The sequence below is a fragment of the Clostridioides sp. LIBA-7602 genome (assembly GCF_056688945.1).
The window spans coordinates 3540696-3564905 of sequence record NZ_CP196991.1; the positions used below are offsets into that span (position 1 = coordinate 3540696).

A 24210-nucleotide genomic window follows, 5' to 3' on the forward strand; every position below is an offset into this window, starting at 1 on the left:
TTAACAAAACCCTTTCTAAAAACATAACATATATTAAACAAGCTCTTGATTAAAACTTGAACTTGTTTAATAAAAAATACAATAGTTTGTTAGATAAGGGGTTTTTTTATGCCATTCATGGATTTATCTGAATACATTGAAGGTGCAAATCTTAAAGTTAAAACTAAGAGTAGTGAAACTGTTAAAAGGATATATTTTAACAATTCTGCTACTCCATTAGTTCTAAAAAACGTAGTGGATAATTTAAATTGCGAGATTCCGTGGCTTACTTATATTAATGCTCCAGGAATAATCTCAGAAAAAAATACTTTAGAATATGAGAATGTACGATATACCATTCTAAAACTCATTGATGGAGATAAAGAAAAAGACTCTGTTATTTATGTCAAAAATGCTACAGAAGGAATAAACTTATTAGCGGAATTTTTTAAGAATGAAAGTCCAAATAAACTTGTTATTACTACAGCAATGGAACATATGGCTAATTACCTGCCTTTTAAAGTTAATTTTCCTACAAAAGTTGTTGGAATTACAGAAAAAGGAGAACTTGATTTATGCCAATTAGAGAATATACTTAGAAATAATGCTGGGAATATATCTCTGGTTACGGTTACAGGTGCTAGTAATGTTACAGGTATAACCACTCCTATATATGAAATAGCAAGAATGGCTCATAAATACGGTGCAAAGATATTAGTGGATATTGTTCAAGTAATTCAGCATAAACCTTTTTCAATGATGCCACATGAATGTGCTGAGCATATAGACTTTATTGTTTTTAGTGGACATAAATGCTATTCCCCATTAAATGGTGGGGCTCTAGTAGGTCCTAAAGCATTCTTTGAAAAATTTACTCCTGTATTATATGGTTCAGGTTCTACAAAATTTGTAACCGATGACAAAATAATATATGCAAATATACCTCAACGTTTTGAAGCAGGATATCCAGAGTATTTTGGAACTCTTGCAATGGGAAAAGCACTAAACACTTTAAACAAAATTGGTTTAAACAGAATTTCAGAATATGAAAGAGAATTATTTTTATATGCTAAAGAGGAAATGAAGAAAATACCTAATGTGATAATATATGGAGATAAGTCAAACAATGTAATTATCCCAAATATATCTTTTAATATAAGTAATATGTACTATAAGGATGTAGCAAAATATTTGGTTGATAACTTTGGAATAGAAACTGGAGCTGGAGTAGTAGGTGCAGATATTTATGTACAAAAACTGTTAGGTATAAGTCCAAAAGAGGCATATATTAGATTTATGAGGGAAAGTCCTGTAGGGCTTGTTAGAATAAGTTTAGGAATGTACAATACTTTTGATGAGATAGATAAATTTATATATGCTATTAAAACTTTGGCTTTTAAATAAGATTTTTCTATTCTTTTTCAGCAATAGATAAAAATTAACTCTATCAAAATATTTTTAATCATCAAAAGAAATACATTTTTATACACAACTTATATAAGATTTAATGTAAAAAGGTGAATTCATATAATAGAATTCACCTTTTTACATTAAATCTTTATTTTCAAATAACATTTCTTAATGTTGGGTGGATGTATTAAAAAAATAATACCTTAGGTTTTTATTAATTTTTATCTAATAAGTATTAACAAGCATTGATTTCTTTATCTTCTGCTTATCTAGATAAGAAATTGCACTAGATACAGCTGTCTGACCTTGACCTGCTGATTTTAAATATTGATATGGTTTCCCAGCACAATCTCCTGCCACATATAAACCTTCAATATTTGTATTCATGTTTTTATCTGATTTTATATGTGAATCTTCTACTTCTAATCCTGGAACCATATATTTGGGTGATATACTATCTTTTATGATAAATATACCATCTATATCCAACTCACTTTTTCTCAATACTAATTTATTGACTAGTTTTTCACCTTTTATTTCTAAGGGTCTATCATCTATTATATTTATACTACTATTGATTTTATTTTCTAATTTATACATAGGTATATAGTAAACACTACTGGCTATTTCACTTAAAAAATTTGCTTCTTCTTCTGCTTCATGGTTGTATCCTATTATAGCCACTTTTTTATCTCTATATAGCATTGCATCACATGTTGCACAATATCCTACCCCTTTTCCAAGATATTCTTCTTCTCCATTTATCATTTTTCCATATTCAATACCTGTAGCTAATACAACCGTAGTTGATTCATATGTATCATTTCCAGAAACTAATGTAAAATATTCACCCATACTATATACATTATTAATTCTTTTTTGATTTATCTCTATTCCCATATCATCTATGTGCTTTTTAAATTTATCTTTAAGTTCTAAACCACTTATATTGCCAATTCCTAAATAATTTTCTATAGAAGGTGCTTTAATAAGCTTTTGGCTTATATCTTCACTTCCAAATAAAATTATATTTTTGTTTCTAATTTTAGCATTTATAGCAGCTGCAAATCCTGCTGGACCGCTTCCTATTATCGCAATATCATATCTCATAGTTTCACCTATTTTTTATAACCTTTCCTTTTTCTTTTATATAAATACTATATCAACAGATGACATCATTGCCAATTAGGCACTTATTTGTAACCACTTTAAGATTTATACTATATAAACAAAAAAACTCATTATAATGAGTTTTTTGTTTATATATATGATTTATTTTAATTACATATATGATTCAACTTTATTTTTTAAATTATCTTTAGGTATAAAACCTATTAATCTATCTACAGGCTTTCCATCTTTAAATATTATTACAGTTGGTACTGTAGATACTTCAAATTTTTGAGCTAATTCCATACTTTGGTCTATATCTACTTTTAAAAAGTCTGCTTTTTCAACCATCTCATTTCCTAATGCTTCATATACTGGTGATAACATTTTACAAGGTCCACACCAAGTTGCGAAGAAATCTACAACTACTAATCCATCTTTATTTTCTACTTCGTTTATAAATTCATTGTTATTTATTACTTTTGACATAATGTATATCTCCTTTATTGTTTTCTTGATATTAATATACTACGACCCATGCAACAGTTCAATTAGTCACTTTTTTGTAACTACTCATTTTTAATAACTTTAATCTCATGCTAAGTATGATTATGAGGTTACATATCTATACTATATATTTTTATTTTCTGCTTAATTATAGTTGACATTTTACTATTTAGGTTATAAAATTAAATTAATAACTACCTATGTAGTTACTAAACTTTTATGAAAGGAGTTTACCTATGGATGATATAGTTAATGAATTACAAAATATAGGATTTACAAAGTATGAATCTCAAATATACATAGCATTATTAAAAGAAAATCCTTTAACAGGATATGAGATAAGCAAATTATCAGGTGTCCCACAATCAAAAGTATATGAAAATATAACAAAGCTAATAAACAATAATATAATTGTCAATGTTGGAACTGACCCTATTAAATATGTACCTATAAATCCTAGCGAATTATTAAAAAATAAAAAAGAAGAATTTAATAATTCTATAGATAAGCTAAACGACAACTTACAGGTATTAAATAAAGGTAAAAGTATAGAATATGTTTTAAATATAAAAGATAATAAAAATATCTTAAAAAAGGCAATAGAAATGATAAATAATGCAAAACAAGAAATTATACTTTCTTGCCCTTATGAAGAAACTCTTGAACTAAAAAATGACCTTCTAATCGCTTGTAAAAAAAATATTAATGTTGAAATACTTCTTTCAGAAAATAAAAAACTAGAAGGCCTAAGTAATATTCATATCCATGGAGGAAATGATACTACACTTGAAAATAAAAAGCTTTACAGGGGAATTATTTTAATTGTAGATAACAATGAAATACTGACAGGAAACTTATCTAAAGGAAGTGAAGCTATTTCAATCTGGACAAGAAACTCTAATATTTTATATATTGGAACTCAATACATAAAACATGAAATTTATATTTCAGAAAAAACAAAAGGAGGTTTTAAAAATGAATAAAATTAATATTAAACAAGTTGATGCTTTTACAACTGTACCTTTTGGAGGAAATCCTGCTGGTGTAGTTACTGATGCATCCAATATTTCTGACGAAATCAAGCAAAATGTAGCTAAAGAAATGAACTTATCAGAAACTGCATTTGTTTCAGAATCAAATGTTGCAGATTTCAAGGTACAATTCTTTACACCTGGTTTAGAAGTTGATTTATGTGGTCATGCAACAGTAGGAGCTTTTCATGCACTTTTAGAAGAGGGGAAACTTGATGCTAATAAGAATATATTTTATCAAGAAACAAAAGCTGGTGTACTATCTGTAGAGCTTAAAGAAATAGATAATGAAAATATATTTATGATGGAACAAAATCCCCCTGAATTTGAAAATTTAGATAACTACAGAAAAGAGCTTGCACAAATGATAGGTGTAAATGAAGATAGATTTCTTGAGTATCCAATTATGAAGGTAAATACTGGACTTTGGTGGCTTGTATTTGGATTAAAATCTTTAGATGATTTAAAAAATATTTCTCCAGACTTAAATGAAATCAAAAAATTTAGTGGTGAAAATAATATAATTGGTATAACTCCATTTTGCATAGAGACTATAGATGAAAAATGTGACTATCATTTAAGATCTATTGCACCATATGTTGGAGTTACAGAGGACCCTGTATGCGGAACTGGAAATGCTTGTGTATCATCTTATATAGTACATCATAATATTTTAGATAAAGCTAGTCTTATTGGTGAACAAGGTAACTTTATAAACAGACCTGGAAAAGTATATGTAAATATAGCCGAGGAAAATAATGATATATCTTCTGTAAAAATCGGAGGAAGTGCTTATACTGTTTTAAGTGGAGAAATTATGTATTAATTCTCTATATAATTTAAGATAAAAAAAATACTAGCCAACTAAGACTAGTATTTTTTTATATATTTTTTAATAAATTTACTTCAATATATAATAATATTATGCTTAAACGTAAATTTTTATTATTCTTACTAATTAGATATAAATCAACCTAATATAATTATCGTAGATTAATCTATATAAAATAATAATTATTTATTGATTATTTATCATCCTCAACAAGTCTACTTAATGTCTTGTCAGATAAGAATAATAGTATAGCTGCAACAAATAGTATTACTGGAATTACAGTATATACCTTAATCATATCAAATTTAAGAGTGAATGCATATATATATCCGTATCCTTGACCAGCTAAGAAAGTAGCAAATGTCCATACTCCCATAAGAACACCTAGAAGTTTCTTAGGTGCATACTTACTTACGAAAGAGTTACCAAGTGGTGAGAATAACATTTCTCCAAAACTTAGAAGTATACCAAACATGATTATCCATATTATACTAGCTTTAGCAGTTTCAGGGGCTCCAACACCTCTTGAAAGTTCTGCTCCAACAAGCATTAAGAATGCAAGACCTAAGAATGCTAATCCAAGACCTGTCTTTTTAAATAAACTTATATCTCCTTGTGGTCTACTGGCAAGTTTGAACCATAATGCTCCAAGAACTGGTCCTAATACTATACATACAAGTGCATTTAATGAGTCAAACCAAGCAAGAGGAATTTCAAATCCTCCAATAGTCATGTCTACAAATGCTGCACCATAATCATAAACTGCAAGATAAGTTAAGTACCAGAATAACCAGAATACTACAGAGAAGAATGAAATAAGTATAATAGCCCAAATTCTTTTCTTATCCATACCTGTAAGAGGCGAATTATCTTTTGCTTCAACTTTTTCAGCAACTACGCCTTCTTTAAATGGTCTCTTTCCTGCATTTCCAAGGAATCTCCATCCATATGTGAACCATATTGCACCTATTACACAAAGTACAGCTGCTATGAAGAAACATTGAGAGAATCCAAGTACACCATTTTTTGCAAATGTTTTAGCATAAAGTATACCAACTGCTGTAGTTCCAATAAAAGAACCTATATTAACAAAAGAATACTGTACTGAGAATGCTGTATCAAGTTCTTCTTGATTGTCAAAAAGCTGTCCATTTACTGCAGATACATTTCCTTTAAAGAATGCAGTACCAATTGAAACTAATATTATCATTGCATTTACCATAGAAACTGTAGTTGCAATAGAACCAAGATAATATCCTATCCCCATGATAAGCATACCTATAGGTATAGTATATCTAGCTCCTATCCACCTATCTGATATATATCCCCCAATGATTGGTGCAAGGTATGTGAATGCAACAAGGTTAGCTTGCATTATGGCAGCTTGTCCTTTATCTATTCCAAGACCACCATGAATTACAGCTGTTGTAAGGAATATATAGATTAAAAACTTCGCAGAATAATATGCTGCTCTTTCAAATGAGAAAGTTGTTGAGCAGATATAAAATCCTATAGGGAATTTACCCTTCTTATTTACTGTTGTGCTCATAAGTTTAAATCCTTTCTTAATTGTATTTTTGTATTTTTATATTTTTACGTTTTACCTAGATTCTTTCTTTTGGTGAAAGATTCGGTGATATTGTTTTGTAAAACAATTTGTAATAATTATTAAGATAATTGCGTTTTTATTTGTAGAATTTATTTTTTCATGGAACAAATTAAATATGCTTTTTAATTATAAATTTAAATTATATAAATTCATTATTTTCAGATATATTTATAAATCATTAGATTCTTATTTAAGACCATGAAAAAATCTTCATCATAGCAATTCTTATTTTTTTACGTGATAGTATTTTACAAACTAAATTCCTCCTTTTGTGGCAACTTATATAATTACATTTAAGTGCTTTTTTAAAGGAGTCTCGAATAAAGCAACATATATTTTATTCAAATAATGTTTTTATTTATTTTTTAAATCTCTATGTTACTTCGTCTAACCAATTCTCAACTTAAATAAATAAACTACTATCCATTCACAGATTAGATTTATTTCTTATGATATAAGACTATACTAAACACTGTGAATCTAAACATAAAAACTGTTATTTTAAAGTGATTATCCATATATTCGCTTTAATACTATTAACTGAAGCTATGTTATGTATTTATAATATATTTTCCATAAAAATGCTTCAATTTGAAAACTTTTTCACGAATATTTATTTTCCACCTCCCCCTATTTATTTCACCATGTAAATCGTACCATAAATATATACTTATATGCAAGAAAAAAATCGATTAATCGACAGTAAATAATTAGAAAAATTTAAATTATATTTGTCAAGTATATTATATATATTTTTTTATATGGAAATATAAGTTAAATCAACATCTAGAATGGTTTTTTAGAAATGAAATTTTAATCTTTTTCTTAATTCGCTTATTTTCAAAAATAAGTTTTTTGTATCCAATATATAATAATCAAATTACATACTATTAACATCTATTTTTTTAAGAATAAAAACGATAAATTAAGAAATGAAATAAATCCAAATTGAGTTTTATAAATTCTATTAAGATAATTAAATAATTGTTATATATTTAATTATCTTAATAGAATTCATTAATTTTTAAACTTATATGTATCTTATCTTATAAAAATGACTCTTTATCTTAAATTTCTAAATATAGATAAATACAATTATTTCAAATGTGTTATAAGTAATCTAACTAATCACATCAATAAACATTTTTTTAACTAGTTTGAATTATTTATAAATAATTATATTTATTTATTATTCAAATAATATTTTATCTAAAAAAGAAAAAGTTTGTTTAAAAATAAACTTTTTAATTATTCTATATTACTCCTATAAAATACTTAATAAATTTCGCACATCTATAATTTTTCAGGTTAGGCTATAAATATGCAGTAATTATCTTAGTTATAAATTCCAATAGATATTTAGTCTTATTTTGTCGATTATATTTTTTATAAGATTTCCTAATCTAGATATATTCTATTACAATAGATTTTCATATATAAAAAATAGAGCCTAAAAAATAACTATAAATAAAATTTAAATAAGATGGATTCTATTTAACATAGTATCCATCTTATTTACTCGAAACAAAAAAACTTTTTGATAGTATTATACATTTTAGAATCTAGATAACTCATCATACTATTAACCTAGATAATCAACTTTTTAAAATGACTAAAAACAACAATAAAATATTGATAACCTCCTATTTTAAAGTTGTTGTTAAATTTCATTTTATCTTTTATGTTGAATGTTAATTTTTCAACTTTATTACAGTCTATATTTAAATTATGTATAATTACTTTAAATTCAATATTTTTTTACATTCTAATACTTATAATCTATAATTACATTATTCTCGTATTTTTTTAATTATATTATATTTTATTAGATTATGATTTTTAAATAAAAGATACTATAAAATACTTTATTGAGGTATATGACTTGATATATATGAACTAACTTCATCAGGAGAGATATCTAAAATAGTTGCAAACTCTTCATTCAATAATCTTTCGGCTTCTTTCATTATATTGTCGTCTGCTTGATGTGTTTTTTTACCAATAGATTTTACATACTCTTTATTATCATATATACTTCTTATTAATTTTATTAGCTCTTCACATTTACCATTTCTAAGTATTTTTTTAAATTGCTCACTTCTTGTTTTTTCATTATCTATCCATAGTGTATCCATATTAGGAATATCATTTATTAATGAAATAACATTAATTTTAGAAAGTAACTTTCTCATTGGTACTTTCTCATTATCTACAGGAATTTTTATTACTGTATTATTAGAATAAATAGGGCTCAACACATAATACTCTCTTTTTATTCCATTTGTAAATTTTTCATTTGTTATATCTAGAACCTTGCATACTCCTGTCATACCATACATTATATAATCATCAACCTTAAACAAAAACATCACCCTCCTTAATAAAAAATAGCTTTGACAACTGAATTTATCTTGCCAAAACTATTTGCTATATATTAATTTTAACATATTTTGGTACTTTAATGTAAATAAAACTTATATTATTAAAATAAAAAAATACATTAACTACTAGTTAACGTATTTTTTAGATTTACATAGTAAATATAACTTAAAATAGTTTATCTTCTATGAGTACTTATAAAATTGGGGCTTGACTATTCATTGAATATCCATCATTTCTTACATCATTTATCTCTAAAATTTCGCCCTTTATTTCGACTTTTGTAAGTTTCTTAACTGCTCCATAAGGCTCTTTCAATGAAAGTTCATCTCCTCTTCCAGAAATAACCCATAAAATCTTATACCCTTTAGGTGCTATTTGTAGCTTATTTTCACCTTTTCCATCAGTAAAGTAAACTAGTAAATTAATCTTTTTATTATTAGCATATTCAAAAACTGGAGAAAATCTAGTACCTCCACCTATCCTAATTCTATCTTTTATGTCTTTTTCAGTTCTCACCTTATATACACGTCTAATTTCATTATCGCACTCTATAATCGTAATTTCATGGCTATAGTTTTTTACGATATTAAGAACCTCTTTAATCGCTTGTTTAAACTCTTCATCACTGATACTTCCACTTATATCAAGTGCAACTGCTATTTCTGCCTTATGACTTCTAAGTTCACCCCTCAAGTCTAATCTATCTGGTTGTCTTCTATTTCTTCTTGTTATAGTCTTCTTTTTATTACTTTCAACGGTTCCCATTATCCTATTAAGATACAAATTCCATGGCAGTTCACCTTTACTATTTTTAAGTGACGATATCATACTTTCTAAATAAGCAGGAATTGTACCTTTTTGAGAACTATCAATAAATTTTTCAGTAAATTCTTTAAGCGTTTTTTCATCTACATCGTTAGATTCTTCCCAAATATTATGAGTTTTTTCTGGGCTATAATCAGTTTCTATATTTCCATACTTATCACTATCATCTTCTTCACCATCTTCATCCTCTTCTAGTAAATCTAATTCAGTTTGAATCTTTTCTACATAATATTCAAAAGGTTCATATGGCTCAAGTTTTAAGGAATATTTTAAATTTACCCATTCCAAGGTAGTTGCATATGGTGGTAAATTATTTAAAAATTTATTTACTACTATGTCCATTGCCATGTTGATAGCTAATGTACTATACTTTCCTTTTAATTCCTTTGCTCTCACCAAATGCATAGATAATATGTGATGAATTTCATGTTTGATTGTAGTCTCCATTTGTTTTATGTCAAGTGTTAAAAAAATCATTGGATTAAAGTATATAACATACTTAGCTCCTTTAAAATTCACACCCGTAGGACTACTTATATCAAATCGTATCTCTCTTGACATCTGAAATAAAAAATATCCATAAAAATTGTCCTTTTCTTCCATAAGACTTAAATTAACTTTATCTATAAGGTTAAAAAATTCATATTTAAAATCTTGTGGTATATCTACATCAAATTTCTCATTGGCACGATTCGCCTTTAGTATAGAATGAGTACTTATAATTTCACTTGCTTTATTATAAAGTTCTTTTGCTTGCTTATTAAAATAATTTTCCATACACTATCCCCTTATTAAACTATAAGATTCAAAATATGATTTTACAAACTCTTCATTTTCTATAGCTTTTTTATACACTTCAGTATAACTATTTCTAATGTCCTTCATAATTCCTATCATTAAATCTACAGGGTATACTTTTAAAAACTCAATGAATCTATTAATGTATCGGTTTGATTCATATTTACCATCCTTCACATTTGATTCTAAGTTTTTTAAGATATTTATAGCTGATAGATAAAGTCTTGTATGACTTTCATTTTTTACTCTTTCTATAATAGACTCATCAATAGATTCTCCTAAAAAAACCTCTTCATAAGATATTAGTGGTTTAGAATCTGATTCAATAAAGCTTATAAACTCTTCTGCAATAACCTTACCTATATTCCCTTTTATAACATTTAAAAATACTGCTCTAGGAATTGAATTATTTTTTTCCTTATAAACTTTATAAATTTTAGATACTCTTTCATAACTTCTAGGAGTTGCCCTTACATCATCTTCATTTATTTTATGAAGATATTCTGGAAAAGTAGAAATAAACTCTATAACCTTTCTTTCAATTCCTTCATCAACTGCCCATTTTAACCATTGTGTATGCTCACTCTCCATATTTAACCAGACAAATCTATTTTCTTGAGCTGCGTCCATATCCACAACTTGATAATCAAAGTCTGAACCATATTTACTTGATGGGTTCATTGCTGCTAAAATCTTTACATCATCATGCAACTTATATCCATTAATCTCTCTATTTAGAATTAAATTCATAAGTTCTTGTTGTACTGTATGCTCACAACGATTTATCTCATCTATAAATAAAAGAACAATCTTACCTTTAGATATCTCTTCATCAATTTCTCTTAATTTATTATGAACAGCATATACTGTTGTTTTCTTTTCAATCTTATATCCATTGGAATCAACTCCTACATAAGATTCTATAGTTGGAAGGCCTCCTATTTCGCCCTCTTTAAGTAGGTTCCCATCAATAACAACTAAACTCCAATAATTTTCTTCAGCAAGTTTTTTTGCTAAAGCTGTTTTTCCTATCCCACTTTCTCCCACTATTAAGGGAACTTCTCCAGTGGATAATATTAAGTCAACGCTTTTTAATGTGTCTATAAAATTCATTTTTCTCTCTCCTACATAATCTTTAATTTCTCGTCTACAGAGATTTTTTTTGCTGTCTTACTTCCATACTTATAAATAAACATAATTTTATCTATTGTCAGATTTTCACTATTCCTATCTATAACACTACAGTTTAAAAAATCTCTAACATATTTTTCTTCAACATTTTCCTTTGATAATACGTCTTTTAATACTCCCTCTAATTCATCTTTAGATATTTTCTTTATAATATATTTAATCACTAAAATATTAACTTTCAAAAACTCTAACATTTTATTCTTATCTAAATCAGTTATAAAGCCAATAGCTGCTTCATTATTTTTTATAGCTATAATTTCTGTATTATAACTAGGTGATTCTATATATCTTAATGCATCATAACTTATTCTAACTGCCTCTTCTTGTACACTTTCATAAGGCTCTTTTATAAATTTTATTGAATCATAATTTTTTCTTACTGCTAATAATTGCAGTTCTTCACTTGGATTTTTAGCATATTTAATAGCCCATCCTGCTTGATTTATGGCCATCTTAATAACTCTATCAGTTGGATTTTTGATATAGTCTAGTATACTCCACCCCTCATTTACTGCTTTTATCATCATGTCTTCTGTTGGATTATCTACAAATTTAATTGCTCTAACATTATTATCTATAGCTAATTCTTGCATCTCTCTAGTTGGATTATTTATATATTCTAGTACAAGCCCATTTTCTTTGATAGCTAGTATTTTCATTTCATCAGTTGGATTATTTAAAGTAGATATAATATTAGGATTATTTTTTATCATTTCAACAACTCTTGATTTTTCCATAATATGCCTTTCTTTCTATAATTATTTTCATCTCTATACTAATTATAATAATCTATTCCTATTTATATAATTGTTTCTTATTATAATTAATATACTTTTTAAGCAAATTTAAACAGAATAATTATACCAATATATAAAAAAATTTCTAGAATCGAATAAAATTAAATACATATACACAAATATATTTCCACTATTTGTAAAATCACATAAAAGTTTAGTACTTCTATTAATAATAAAAAAGAGACTAGACAATATGTCCAGCCTCTTTTTTATATAAATTTATATTATTTTTAATCATTAGCATCTAACCACTTAGTTAGAACCTCGATATATTTATCATTTTCTTCAACAAATGGCATATGTCTTGAATATTCAAATAACTCCCATTTACTGTTAGGAATTCTATCATACATAGTTTTTGCAATATATGGTGAACATAAATCTATTGCTCCACTAGTTACTAAGCAAGGTTCTTTGATTTCATGTAATCTATCTGTAAACTCATATCCAGAAAGAGTTCCTGTAGGAGAAAATTCATTTTGTCCCCATCCTACAATATACGCTTCAGAACCTGATTTTTTAGGTCTTCTTAAACATTCTGGAGAATCTTCTGTTACTTCACCTGCACAATACATTGCCATAAATTTTTCTAGTGCATCATTATATTCTTTACTAGAGTAATCTCCAGTATTTACTGCATCAAGCAATGCTTTTTGGTCAGCTTCATCCATATATGATATTCTTCTTTTTTGTTCTTTCTCCCAAAGCTTTGCAGATGAAAGAGTAGATGAAAGAATGTATGACTTAATACCTTCTGGTTTATACTCAATAGCATACCAAATAGCCTGCATACCTCCCCAAGATTGACCTAATAGATGAATTTCTTCAAGCCCTAGATGTTTTCTCAGTTCAATAAGCTCTTTTATCCAAGTGTCCGCATTAAATAACTCAGGATGTCCTTCTACAAATGAATTACCACAACCAATTTGGTCATACATTATTACTTGTCTACCACTCTCAGCTATCTTGTCCAACACTTCAAAATAATTATGTGTAGAACCTGGTCCTCCGTGAAGTAGTACTAATGGCTTTTTCCCTTCAGTGTTTTCTCCTACTATACGGTAATAAGTTTTAAAACCTTCAAAAGGCATATATCCTTCAGTAATTTTCATGTTTATCTCCTCCAATTTGCTATTATGAACAATAATTAAGTTCATTAATATGGCTATTTAAAACTTCTAATACATAATTTATTAATGTATTTTAATCTTTATATCTGCTTTCATAAATAGTATAACATAAAAGAAAAAAATCTCCATACCAAATCAATTATAAAATAACATTAACTATATAATTTTATTTTATGTTAATAATAATAGATATATCTATAGTTATATCGTTCACTAATATAATAGTAATTTCAAATATTATTTCCTCAATAGAGTATAATTATTTTATATTCATTATAATATTTTGTATTCTACAATGTATTACATTAAAAAAAATATCTTTGTGTTTCTATTTACTTATTTTTTTATCGAATTTTACAGTATTTTTTAAATAAAATATTGTTAACTCAATTTCAAATAAAATTGATTTTATGATAAAATTATTTTTATTATATTTTAAAGGAGGTTTGTATTTGAACGATATTGATTTGCTTAAAGTTATAAAGTTATCTTTAGGATGCTCTCTTGCTATATTTATTGCTTGGCTATTAAAATTAGAATACTCAATGGTTGCTGGAGTTATAGTACTACTTACAGTAAAAGACACTAAAAAAGAAACTCTTAAAGGTTTTATTGGAAAGTTTTATGGTTTTCTTTTATGTACTCTTTTTTCATATTTATGCTTTAATATTTTAGGATATAATTTGACTTCATTTTCAATATTTATATTTATAATTATACCACTTTGTTTTTTATTAAATATTCAAGATGTCATTGCTATGTGTGTAGTCATCGCATCCCATTACTTTATTCAAGAAGAAACATCTATTAAGTGGATTTTAAACGAAGCTGGAATATTTGCAGTAGGTACTGGAATAGGTGTCATAATAAACATGTATATTCCAACAAATATACATAAAATCTATGAAGTTCAAAAAAAGTTACAGGAAGAAGTGAGCGTTGTACTTATAGACATTGCAGATATTATTGTAAATCCTAAAAAAGAAAATGAATATAGTAGAGATTTATATACATTAAATTCACTTATTGATAGAAGTATTTCTGAAACTTATGATAATATTAATAATACTTTATTAAATGACACTAGATTCTTCTTAGAGCACATGGATATTATAAAAAGTCAACGGGATATTTTAGAAAATTTGTATAGTTATGTATCTCAACTAAATTCTACACCACCACAAGCTCATATTCTATCTGCTTTCATACATAAGATAGGTTATACCAAATTTGAAGCTAAAACAGGTAATCTACTTCTTGAAGAATTGGATAGATTATTGTTAAGTATGAAAAATCAACCTTTACCTGTAAATAGAATAGAATTTGAAAATAGAGCTATTTTATTCTTATGCTTGACTAAGCTAAAACAGTTTTTAATTAATCGTATACATGCTCAGGAACTTAGAGATAATAATTTTTATAAATAAAAAGATGAGAAATCCAGCAGTTGACCCAACTACAAAATATCAAATATAATGTTAAATGCGCCCCTAGTAAGAGGGCGCATTGTTTATAATCTATTCTACTGTCATGAGTTAATCATTATTCATATCGAACATACATTACTTGACCAATTCCATTATTAAGTTTTGGATTAGTGATTTCTATTTTAATAGTTACATCATTTTTTTTGCAGTACTTCGCTAATTCTGCACCAGAACGGTTCTTACCACTAAAATCTAAAGAAAAAGGCTTATCATATTCAAAAGGATATTCAACAGGTTTACCTTCTGGCGCTAATGCAAACATACCATATGGTGTGTTCATAAATCCTATTACAGCATATGTATGCTTTGATGGGTCTAAATTTGATTCCTTTCCAGAAAATGTAATTGTATTTACTGATGAGTTGACTAAAGCACATCGAACACCTTGGTATGTTATATGTTTATTATTTATATCTTCTCCATTTTTTCCAAAATTTCCAACAACTTTTGCCCCTTCTTGATGTGCTTGCATAGTATGCTTACCAGGTGGCGCTGGTTTCTGTGTCTGTTCTGGTTTTGTCGTCTGTACTACTGCCCCAACTTCTGGATATGCCTTCTTGTCAAATGGTAATGGGTGGCTAAGACTCTTATATATGATGTCCTTTCCTGCCGATTTATTAGCATCAATATCTACGTGATACAAACGCCCATCACCAAAACGGATAAGATTCCACTGGTGGTCATTTGATGTACTATGGACATAATAACATTCAATTCCCATAGCGTCACATAAAGCTTTGAAGCTCCTAGCCATTCCAGAGCATGCTCCCTTTTTAGTAACCAGTGTATAGGCAGTATTGGCTCCCTCTGATGCATTCCAGTCAACATATGTTGTGTTATTTTTAATGTGATTATAGGCGACTAAAATCTTAGCATCTGTGGTCATATTCTTTGTGATTTTCTTGTTCATAAAATCCGCTGTTGCTTGTGCTACTGAATTCAATTGTGCTTGTGACAGCTTTGGGCCATATATACTATTAGTTCCTGTGACATAGCTTTTTGGTGTCTTTGCTGTTACTTCCTTGGCTGTCATACCATAAACTGTCATACTCATACTTGAGGTTAAAACTATGGTTGCAATCAATAGTTTGGTAGCTAACTTCCTAATTTTTTTCATACTCAATATTCTCCTTTATAAAATATAGTTACTTCCTATTCCTTGCCATTAATAATGCTCACTTTGGATTTAAAAAGGTGGATTGTCAACATGTAGGTTTCTCCATTCATACGTTCGTGAAATGTTCAAATTTAATGAAAAATCTAGTCGATATTTTCTACATGGTTTGTATACAGTACAACTAGCAAATCAATGCCTTTGCTGTCAGCTTGATAAAATGATGGTAATTAATATATTCAAAACCATTATCATGTAGCAAATGATATCTCTTTTCAATTATTAGTAATGGCAAGAATAAATAGAATTGTCAATAAGAGAATTAAAGGCAAATTTGTATACACTTTATACAATCTCCACCTAATATTATATCTATTATAATTTTTATATTCAATACAGTTTTTGGAAAAATATAGGATATGTTTATAAAAATACTATATTATGATAAACTTTATTATATTTTAATTATACTATAAATATTATTCATTTAAATATACTGACAAGTTTAAAATAAAAATATTACTGGTCTTTTTTTATTCCAATAATATTTTTATTTTAAAATAGATAAAAATCTTTATAAAATTTATGCAAATATTTTTATCTCTAATATTGTTATAGTCTTTATAATAACCTAACTATTTAGGTTTAAATAATCTGATATATCATAAAAATAGATATTAAAAATTGTATACGAACCATTTTCTGAACATACATCAATGTCATGACCCAAATTATCTATCATTTTCTTTACAAAATATAACCCCATTCCAGTAGACTTATACAGTTGATTTCTTCCATTTGTACCTGTAAAACCTTTATCAAAAATCCTAACTATATCTTCTTCACTTATGCCTATTCCAAAATCTTTTATAGATAATACCACTCCATTTTCTAACTCTCTTGAATCAAACTCAATTTTACCAGCTTTTTTAGAATACTTTATGGCATTATTAATAATTTGGTCTAAAATATATGACATACATTTAGAGTCTGTATAGACATCATAGTCTAGTTTATTTAAACTAACTTCAATGTTATTTTTTATAAGCAAAAATGAGTTATTTTTTACAGCCATTTTTACTAATTTTTCTAATTTAACCTTATTTATAAATACATCTTCAAACATGGTATTACTTCTACTACTATATAAAATGGAGTTAACTAAAAAGTTTATCTTAGCAACCTGATTCTTAATATCAATACTATCTTCTATACTACTTAACCTATCTGTAATTATACTCAAAGAAGATATTGGAATCTTTATTTCATGAACCCACTTAGCCATGTACTCGTCTAATTCTTTTAAAGATTGTTTATAAATTTCTATATCATTGTTATTTTTTATTTTTAGATTTTCTATAATAACTCTCATTAGATTCTCTTCAAAAGATTGTCCTTCAATCAAATAACTATCTATTTCACCATTACTTTCTATACAATTATATAAACTTTTATAACTATTTCTAAAGCTGATATAATCCACAACAAAAAATAATATTGTTATAAATAGTACTAAAAAATCTAAATATACCAACTCTGCATATTTATTTTTAAATACATCTATAGCAAATAAGTATATATTTATTATACTGACTATAATTAAACAGATGATAATATACTTAGACCTACCTTTTAAATATTTCGCTATCATTGTATTATATATCCTACGCCCTTCTTAGTTTTTATAAAATCATCAAAACCTAATTCTTTAACTTTACTTCTCAATCTATTCATATTTACAGTAAGTGCATTATCTGTCACAAACTCATCATTATTCCATAGAGTCATCATAAGACTTTCCCTTGATACAACTCTATTCTTATTTTTTAATAATAAGGTTAAAATTTTTATTTCATTTTTAGTCAATTCTAAACTTTCATCCTTGTATTTGTGCTTTATAACTCCTCTTCCTGTATCAAATATCAACTCGTCGTAGTACATAATACTACTAGAGTCACTATAATTGTAGACTCTTCTTATTATACCATTTATTTTGGTAACCAATATATCTATAGAAAATGGTTTGGTAATATAATCATCTGCTCCATTATTTATCCCCATTATTAAATCCATGTCAGAATCTCTTGATGATAAAAATATTATTGGTACATTAGAAATAGCTCTAATTTTCTCACACCAGTAAAACCCATTATATAATGGTAAGTTTACATCTAAAAGTACTACATCTGGTTTTTTGTCTACAAATTCATCTAATACTACCTCAAAGTTATTAATTAATTCTATGTTAAATCCCCATTTATCCAATGCAAGAGCAATTTCTTTGGCCAAATCAATATCATCTTCTACTAATAAAATTTTATACATTTGTGTATTCTCCATTATTTTAATATTTAACTATGTTATAAACTATTACTATAATAACATATTTTATTATATAGGTTGATTAACCAAGTTGTTTCGTTAATCAACAAGAAGACTCTTATTAAAAGAATCTCCTTGTTTTTTAGCAATTTATCAGTTAATTTTTATATACTACACGCTTAAACTTACTGACGGATACTGCTCCATATATTATAAATATTATCAAGCATATAACTAAACTTAGTATATATATACCAAATAAATTAGTCATCAATAAATCTCCTGCTAACCTCAATGCAAAATAGCTAGATATTGTTGCACTTAACATTGGTAAAGTATAAAAGATGGCTACTTCTTTAAGTATAGCTCTATTTATATCTTTTTCTGTAGTACCTATTTTTAATAAAATCTTATATTTACCTTTATCTTCATATGCATCACTATATATTTTCATGTAAATTATACTTCCAGCTACAAGTACAAATACTAAGAATAAAAATACAAGCACTACATATGCAAATTTCATCCATCGACCCTCATTTAGACCTTTATATCCATTCTGAATATAGCTATTTTTTAAATTTATATTCTTTTCAAGATTTTTAAACATCATTTGGCTATTTTCTTCTTGATACACCTTTGCTCCGTAAAAATATACTTGTTGTCCCTTATCTCTTAATTTGAAATATGTATCATCATTTACTACTATGATGCTTTGATTGAATCCTGTCCCTAACACTGGAACTTTTACTTTTCCTTTTGAAATATTATATAAATGTCCATCAATGTTTACGTGGGCTTCTTTTGTAGGTATTGATACTATCGTTTGAGGGCTTTTTAACTCTATTACATTATTTCCTTTAACTAGTTTATCACTATATTCTTTTAATTCTTCATCATGACCATTCTCTTTAAGAATACTACTAAAATCTCTATATTTCATTATGGCATCAGTTTTATCATAAATATCCTTACTATCTGTGTTTTCTAAAATTGTTAGTTCTAGATTTACTGAATATTTTATTTTATTAGTATCTTTTATTATATTCTCTATTTTTGTTTTATTCACTTCATCTTTGTTCATTGAAACTATACTGGCAGTATATACATTTCTTTGTTCTTGAGCGTTTTGATGTATATATTTCATTGCAACTGACGCTCCAAGAGTGGATATCGTAGTGGTTATAATTATTGCTATTATAGCATAAGTTTTGTAATTTTTATTTAATCTATAATTTATATTATTTATTGCTATTATATTATTTCCCTTGAATAATATTTTTTTGTTTTTTATGATAATATCAAATATAACAGGAACAACTGATTTGAATAGACCATAAGTCCCAACTATTATTATAGCTATAACAGGTATTACACTAGTTATATTTCCAGTCCTTATATTAGTAGAAAGGTAATAACCATATCCTATTACTATAATTGATACTATAGCTAAAATATATATACCTATTCCTATCTTTGGTATTTTTTCTTGCTTTTTGGATGTATTAATTAGGTTTATTACACTACTTCTACATATTGTTATAAAACCTTTTATAGCCATTACCATAAATATAGACATAAATATCAAAGTAGTATATAGTATAGCCTCCATGCTAAGTCCATTAGATACATTTATATCAAATCCAGATAGCTTTATTATCACTACTTGAAAAAATCTAGATGTTATTATTCCTATAACTATTCCTGTTATACAAGAACTTACTCCTATAAGCATATTTTCTACAAAATATATTTTCCCTATCGTATATAGGTCTAACCCCATAAATGACAATATACCAATTTCTTTAGACCTATTTTTAAAAAATATATTTGTTGCATACCAAATGAAGAAAAACAAAAACACTGATAGTATCATTATCACAGCTACCAATACTGATAATGTAAAATTTTTATTTTCTCCTTGTAATACATTTATAGCATCGCCATATCTTAATAATTCAAAGTTGGTTAGTACAACTACTGAAAAAACCATAGATATAAAAAATGCTAGATACGTTCTTATATTACTCTTAAAATTATTATACGCAATTCCAAGTATACTCACTTACATGTCACCTCCCATAGAGGCTAACATATCCATAATTTTTTTATAAAATTCTTTTCTGCTACTTCCTTTGTTTAATTTACACTTTATATTCCCATCGTTTATCATATATACTTCATTGGAATAACTTGCAGTTAGGGGGTCATGTGTAATCATTATAATAGTAGCATTATTCTCCTTATTTATTCTTTCCAATGATTCTAAAAGTTCATATGCTGACTTCGAATCTAAAGCACCTGTTGGTTCATCAGCAAATATGACTGCTGGATTTGTAATCAATGACCTAGCTGCTGCACCTCTTTGTTTTTGTCCTCCTGACAACTGATAAGGATATTTATCTAAATGATTTTCTAATCCAAATTTTTGGGCTATGGAAAACACCTTAGATTCTATTTCTTTACTTTTCTTTTTTCCTAATGCTAGAGGAAGCGCTATATTATCCATTAGTTTCATATTATCTAATAGATTATAGTCTTGAAATATAAAACCTATTTTTTCTCTTCTTAGTTTTGACAGTTCATTATTTTTTACTTTTGATATATTGATTCCATCTAGTATTACTTCTCCAGAAGTTTGTTTATCAAGTGTAGACATGAGATTTAGTAATGTTGTTTTACCTGCACCAGATGGACCCATTATTGCTATAAAATCACCTTCATTGACTGTAAGTGATATATTTTTTAATACATTTGTTCTAAATCCTTTTATTCCATAATCTTTTGATATATTTTTTATTTTTAATATTTCTTTCATAATAATAGCCTCCAGTTGCTAATTTTTTAATATATATTTATTTTAAAGGTTTTATTTAAATAAATCCTTAAGTAAATATTACATTTTAACTGTTAACATTACACTTTTGTAACATGAACAAGATGGCTATTAAAATATTTGATCTATATCTTTCTACTATCAATTTATATTTAAGATACATTTTTTAGCATCCTCAAAATTACCTACTATTCTAAAATTATTTGATTTATTCAGCTCTAGCATTAATTCTGAAAATCTTTTATTTATCCTATTCTCATCAGCAATAATCCCAACAACTTGTATTCTATAAGTTATAAATTTTTGTAATGCTACACCTGCTAGTCCAGTCTTCAAATTTAAAAACTCATCTGAAAATGAATTATTACTAAGCATCAGATAATTTACACCATGTTCCATACATAGAGATATAATATCCATTATTTCTCCTTCATTATTAAATTTACTATCTAAAAAAATATATTTCTTGTTATTTTTTTCTTTTATCTTATAATTCATTCTTATTCCTCATTTCTGTTTTAAATATTTTCTATTAATATGGATATAGAACCTAACATATCCTCAATAAATTTTATATTTCCCCATAACATAACTCTAAGCCTACTTTCATTTTCATTATATTTCAAATTAATAGTAGAGCCATTTGATATTGAAGTTGGATTATTTACAAGTGCCAAAAGTAAGTTTGATAGACGTGAGTATTCCTTGTTAGAAATACTATTTATGTCAATTACTGTAGATACATTAACCTTTGGAATACACCCTCGTTCTTTAGAGGAATCCAATTTAAATTCCAAACTATTACTTTTATCACTCTTTACATCCATAAATCTATCTAAATCTTCTTTTGATATCCTCCATTGCTTACCGACTTTATTAGCCTTTAATTTCCCATCTTTTATAAATTTTCTTATTGTCTTATGATGCATTTCCAAAGCATCTGCGACTTGGTCTATTGTATAAAACTTTTCCTCCATAGCTACACTTACCTTTCATTTGATAATAATAATATATTAATTTAGGAATATCAAAAAGTCAAATTTATTTTGTATTTTATTGCTTTTTATTTCCTTTTATTGTATTTTCATATACTTTTATATTTTATTATATTATGATATTTTCTAATAAATCATGATAATACCTCAACTTAACCTATAAATCAAACTCTATAATAATACACCACTAGAATGAAAATTTTCATAATTAAAAAAGCAATTTAAAAAGATTTAAAATCTTTTTAAATTGCTTTTCATAGTATGTTTTTAAATTTTTAAATTCCAATACTTCAACCACTAAAGTGATACTTAAAAGACTACCTAGTAAGTAATATTTTCAAGTTCTAGTACCTTTTTTATACAATTATCATCTTTAAAATTTGCAGTTCTTTCACAATCTTTCACTTTAAAGTTTGGAATAGTTTTAAATTCTTCATCACATATTCCATTCTTATTTAAATACATACAACTCGCCATTCTGACTATCAGACCACTATTTTTTAAGTTAAACAACACAGGGTCTATACATCCTCCATCTCCTCCAGTAGTTTCACCTACTAAAGTTGCAAATTTAGTTTCTTTACAAAACATAGCAAGTGACTCTGATGACGAATATATTTTTTTATCTACAAACAAATATATCTTACCTTTAAATTTCAAATCATTTTTAGATTTTAGGGTATAAGAAGTATTTTCAAAACCATTAAAATTTTTCATAATTTCTTCTGGCGCATTTTTCTTTACACTTGTTGGCAAATTTTCTATAGGTTCTAATTTTATATTTCTTACATTAGTGTATTTTTTTACTATTTCATTATCATTTCTATATACTCTATATCCATCTATTTTAACATCATTTTTTATAAGTTTAGATACAATCCCTTGCCAATATCTATCACTTCCTCCTGAATTTCCTCTTATATCAATAATTAGAGCTTTATGCTTTTCTAAAGTGTTAATATAGGTTTCAATTTCCTTTAAATCATTATCTATAGCTCCATGCTTTGATGACATTGATGGTAGATACATGTATCCTACTTTCCCTTTGATTACATCTTCTAAAATTAATTCTTTTTTTACAAAAATATCATTTGGCATTTTTATCTTAGAATTTATAGAATCATATCTCACCACAACTTTTTTATCATTAAGAAAATCATACCAATCATTATTAGAATATGATTTCTTAAAAAGCTCATATCGTTTTTTATTATCAATTAACTCTGTATGTTTATTATTTAATTCAGATAATATAGATGACATTTCTTCTATAAATTCCTCATCATTTTCAGTACTCTTTATTCTTTTTATATAATCTTCCTTATTTTGTAACCAATCAGTATTATTAAGTCTTTTATTTACATCTAGATAAGGATATCCTGTTTTTATAACATTATATACATATTTAAAATCATCTACTTTTTCTTCTTCAGATAGTTGATTTTTTTGTGAATAAGTAGAATTACCTAATAAAATTATAAATGTTAAAATAATTACTAAAAACAATATTTTCTTTTTCATATAATTCTCATCAACTTTCAAATTTTATATTTTAATACATTTTACTATCATAAATATCTAATAATCTTATTATAATTCATATATTAGTTAGACATCTTTAGCATCTTAATATTCTTATCGTAAATAGAAATTACTATTCTCCTCTTTTTTAATTTACTTTAATTCAAAATGACTTTAGACAAATCAAAATATACTAGTCAAATAATTACTACATTTTATCATATATCTATATTATTTGTAAAAATAGATATATTATTTTAAATTTAAACCTCCTTAGAATAAATTATTTTACTATTTTAGGGCAAACTTACTACCAAGAAATCAACATAAAACT

At 26.3% G+C, this 24210-nt stretch carries 20 protein-coding genes; 4 read left to right on the forward strand and 16 right to left on the reverse strand.

Annotation, left to right across the window (positions count from 1 at the left end; genetic code table 11):
• The first annotated feature begins 108 nt into the window (after nt 1-108).
• The gene (locus ACTG45_RS16560; protein ID WP_479919416.1) at nt 109-1383 is read left to right on the forward strand and encodes an aminotransferase class V-fold PLP-dependent enzyme; all 1275 of its coding nucleotides are present in this window, start codon (nt 109-111) and stop codon (nt 1381-1383) included.
• Nucleotides 1384-1614: 231 nt separating this feature from the next.
• On the opposite strand, the gene ACTG45_RS16565 is transcribed toward ACTG45_RS16560, so the two are convergent.
• Nucleotides 1615-2499, reverse strand: coding sequence for an NAD(P)/FAD-dependent oxidoreductase (locus ACTG45_RS16565; RefSeq protein ID WP_479919417.1), 885 nt, complete (start codon nt 2497-2499; stop codon nt 1615-1617).
• Nucleotides 2500-2670: 171 nt separating this feature from the next.
• Nucleotides 2671-2988, reverse strand: a complete 318-nt coding sequence (gene trxA, locus ACTG45_RS16570) for a thioredoxin (protein ID WP_479919418.1) — start codon at nt 2986-2988, stop codon at nt 2671-2673.
• Between the two features lie 254 nt (nt 2989-3242).
• Between trxA and ACTG45_RS16575 the strand changes: the two genes are divergently transcribed.
• Nucleotides 3243-3989 (forward strand): TrmB family transcriptional regulator, encoded by a 747-nt coding sequence (locus ACTG45_RS16575; RefSeq protein WP_479919419.1) that lies wholly within the window; start codon nt 3243-3245, stop codon nt 3987-3989.
• The gene (locus ACTG45_RS16580; RefSeq protein ID WP_479919420.1) at nt 3982-4863 is read left to right on the forward strand and encodes a PhzF family phenazine biosynthesis protein; all 882 of its coding nucleotides are present in this window, start codon (nt 3982-3984) and stop codon (nt 4861-4863) included. The genes ACTG45_RS16575 and ACTG45_RS16580 overlap by 8 nt, the downstream gene beginning before the upstream one ends.
• 199 nt (nt 4864-5062) lie before the next feature.
• Here the strand turns inward: ACTG45_RS16580 and ACTG45_RS16585 are convergent, their stop codons facing one another.
• The 6 genes from ACTG45_RS16585 to pepI all read right to left on the reverse strand — a co-directional run bounded on the left by ACTG45_RS16585 (nt 5063) and on the right by pepI (nt 13583).
• On the reverse strand, nt 5063-6418 hold the full coding sequence (locus tag ACTG45_RS16585; protein WP_479919421.1) for a peptide MFS transporter: 1356 nt from the start codon (nt 6416-6418) through the stop codon (nt 5063-5065).
• Between the two features lie 1925 nt (nt 6419-8343).
• Nucleotides 8344-8847 carry a CarD family transcriptional regulator gene (locus tag ACTG45_RS16590; protein ID WP_234781145.1) on the reverse strand — a complete coding sequence of 168 codons (504 nt, stop codon included), beginning with the start codon at nt 8845-8847 and terminating at the stop codon, nt 8344-8346.
• A gap of 205 nt (nt 8848-9052) precedes the next feature.
• The gene (locus tag ACTG45_RS16595) at nt 9053-10462 is read right to left on the reverse strand and encodes a vWA domain-containing protein (RefSeq protein WP_479919422.1); all 1410 of its coding nucleotides are present in this window, start codon (nt 10460-10462) and stop codon (nt 9053-9055) included.
• Nucleotides 10463-10465: 3 nt separating this feature from the next.
• Nucleotides 10466-11596 carry an ATP-binding protein gene (locus ACTG45_RS16600; RefSeq protein WP_479919423.1) on the reverse strand — a complete coding sequence of 377 codons (1131 nt, stop codon included), beginning with the start codon at nt 11594-11596 and terminating at the stop codon, nt 10466-10468.
• An 11-nt stretch (nt 11597-11607) separates the two neighbouring features.
• On the reverse strand, nt 11608-12411 hold the full coding sequence (locus tag ACTG45_RS16605) for a hypothetical protein (RefSeq protein WP_479919424.1): 804 nt from the start codon (nt 12409-12411) through the stop codon (nt 11608-11610).
• 290 nt (nt 12412-12701) lie between these two features.
• Nucleotides 12702-13583, reverse strand: coding sequence for a proline iminopeptidase (pepI, locus tag ACTG45_RS16610; RefSeq protein WP_021386032.1), 882 nt, complete (start codon nt 13581-13583; stop codon nt 12702-12704).
• A 470-nt stretch (nt 13584-14053) separates the two neighbouring features.
• On the opposite strand from pepI, the gene ACTG45_RS16615 reads away from it, so the two are divergent.
• Nucleotides 14054-15028, forward strand: a complete 975-nt coding sequence (locus ACTG45_RS16615; RefSeq protein ID WP_479917475.1) for an aromatic acid exporter family protein — start codon at nt 14054-14056, stop codon at nt 15026-15028.
• 115 nt (nt 15029-15143) lie between these two features.
• Here ACTG45_RS16615 and ACTG45_RS16620 read toward each other — a convergent pair whose 3' ends face one another.
• The 8 genes from ACTG45_RS16620 to ACTG45_RS16655 form a co-directional block, all read right to left on the reverse strand.
• Complete coding sequence (locus ACTG45_RS16620; RefSeq protein ID WP_479919425.1) at nt 15144-16205, reverse strand: transglutaminase domain-containing protein; 1062 nt, start codon at nt 16203-16205, stop codon at nt 15144-15146.
• A gap of 628 nt (nt 16206-16833) precedes the next feature.
• Complete coding sequence (locus ACTG45_RS16625; protein WP_479919426.1) at nt 16834-17853, reverse strand: HAMP domain-containing histidine kinase; 1020 nt, start codon at nt 17851-17853, stop codon at nt 16834-16836.
• Nucleotides 17850-18527, reverse strand: coding sequence for a response regulator (locus ACTG45_RS16630; protein WP_479919427.1), 678 nt, complete (start codon nt 18525-18527; stop codon nt 17850-17852). Before ACTG45_RS16630 ends, ACTG45_RS16625 begins: the two co-directional genes overlap by 4 nt.
• 154 nt (nt 18528-18681) lie before the next feature.
• Nucleotides 18682-20589 carry an FtsX-like permease family protein gene (locus tag ACTG45_RS16635; RefSeq protein WP_479919428.1) on the reverse strand — a complete coding sequence of 636 codons (1908 nt, stop codon included), beginning with the start codon at nt 20587-20589 and terminating at the stop codon, nt 18682-18684.
• On the reverse strand, nt 20590-21342 hold the full coding sequence (locus ACTG45_RS16640; RefSeq protein ID WP_479919429.1) for an ABC transporter ATP-binding protein: 753 nt from the start codon (nt 21340-21342) through the stop codon (nt 20590-20592).
• Between the two features lie 159 nt (nt 21343-21501).
• Nucleotides 21502-21858 carry a DUF4180 domain-containing protein gene (locus ACTG45_RS16645; RefSeq protein ID WP_479919430.1) on the reverse strand — a complete coding sequence of 119 codons (357 nt, stop codon included), beginning with the start codon at nt 21856-21858 and terminating at the stop codon, nt 21502-21504.
• Between the two features lie 20 nt (nt 21859-21878).
• Complete coding sequence (locus ACTG45_RS16650; RefSeq protein WP_021386031.1) at nt 21879-22337, reverse strand: helix-turn-helix domain-containing protein; 459 nt, start codon at nt 22335-22337, stop codon at nt 21879-21881.
• A 339-nt stretch (nt 22338-22676) separates the two neighbouring features.
• Complete coding sequence (locus ACTG45_RS16655) at nt 22677-23876, reverse strand: S41 family peptidase (RefSeq protein ID WP_479919431.1); 1200 nt, start codon at nt 23874-23876, stop codon at nt 22677-22679.
• Nucleotides 23877-24210 lie beyond the last annotated feature (334 nt).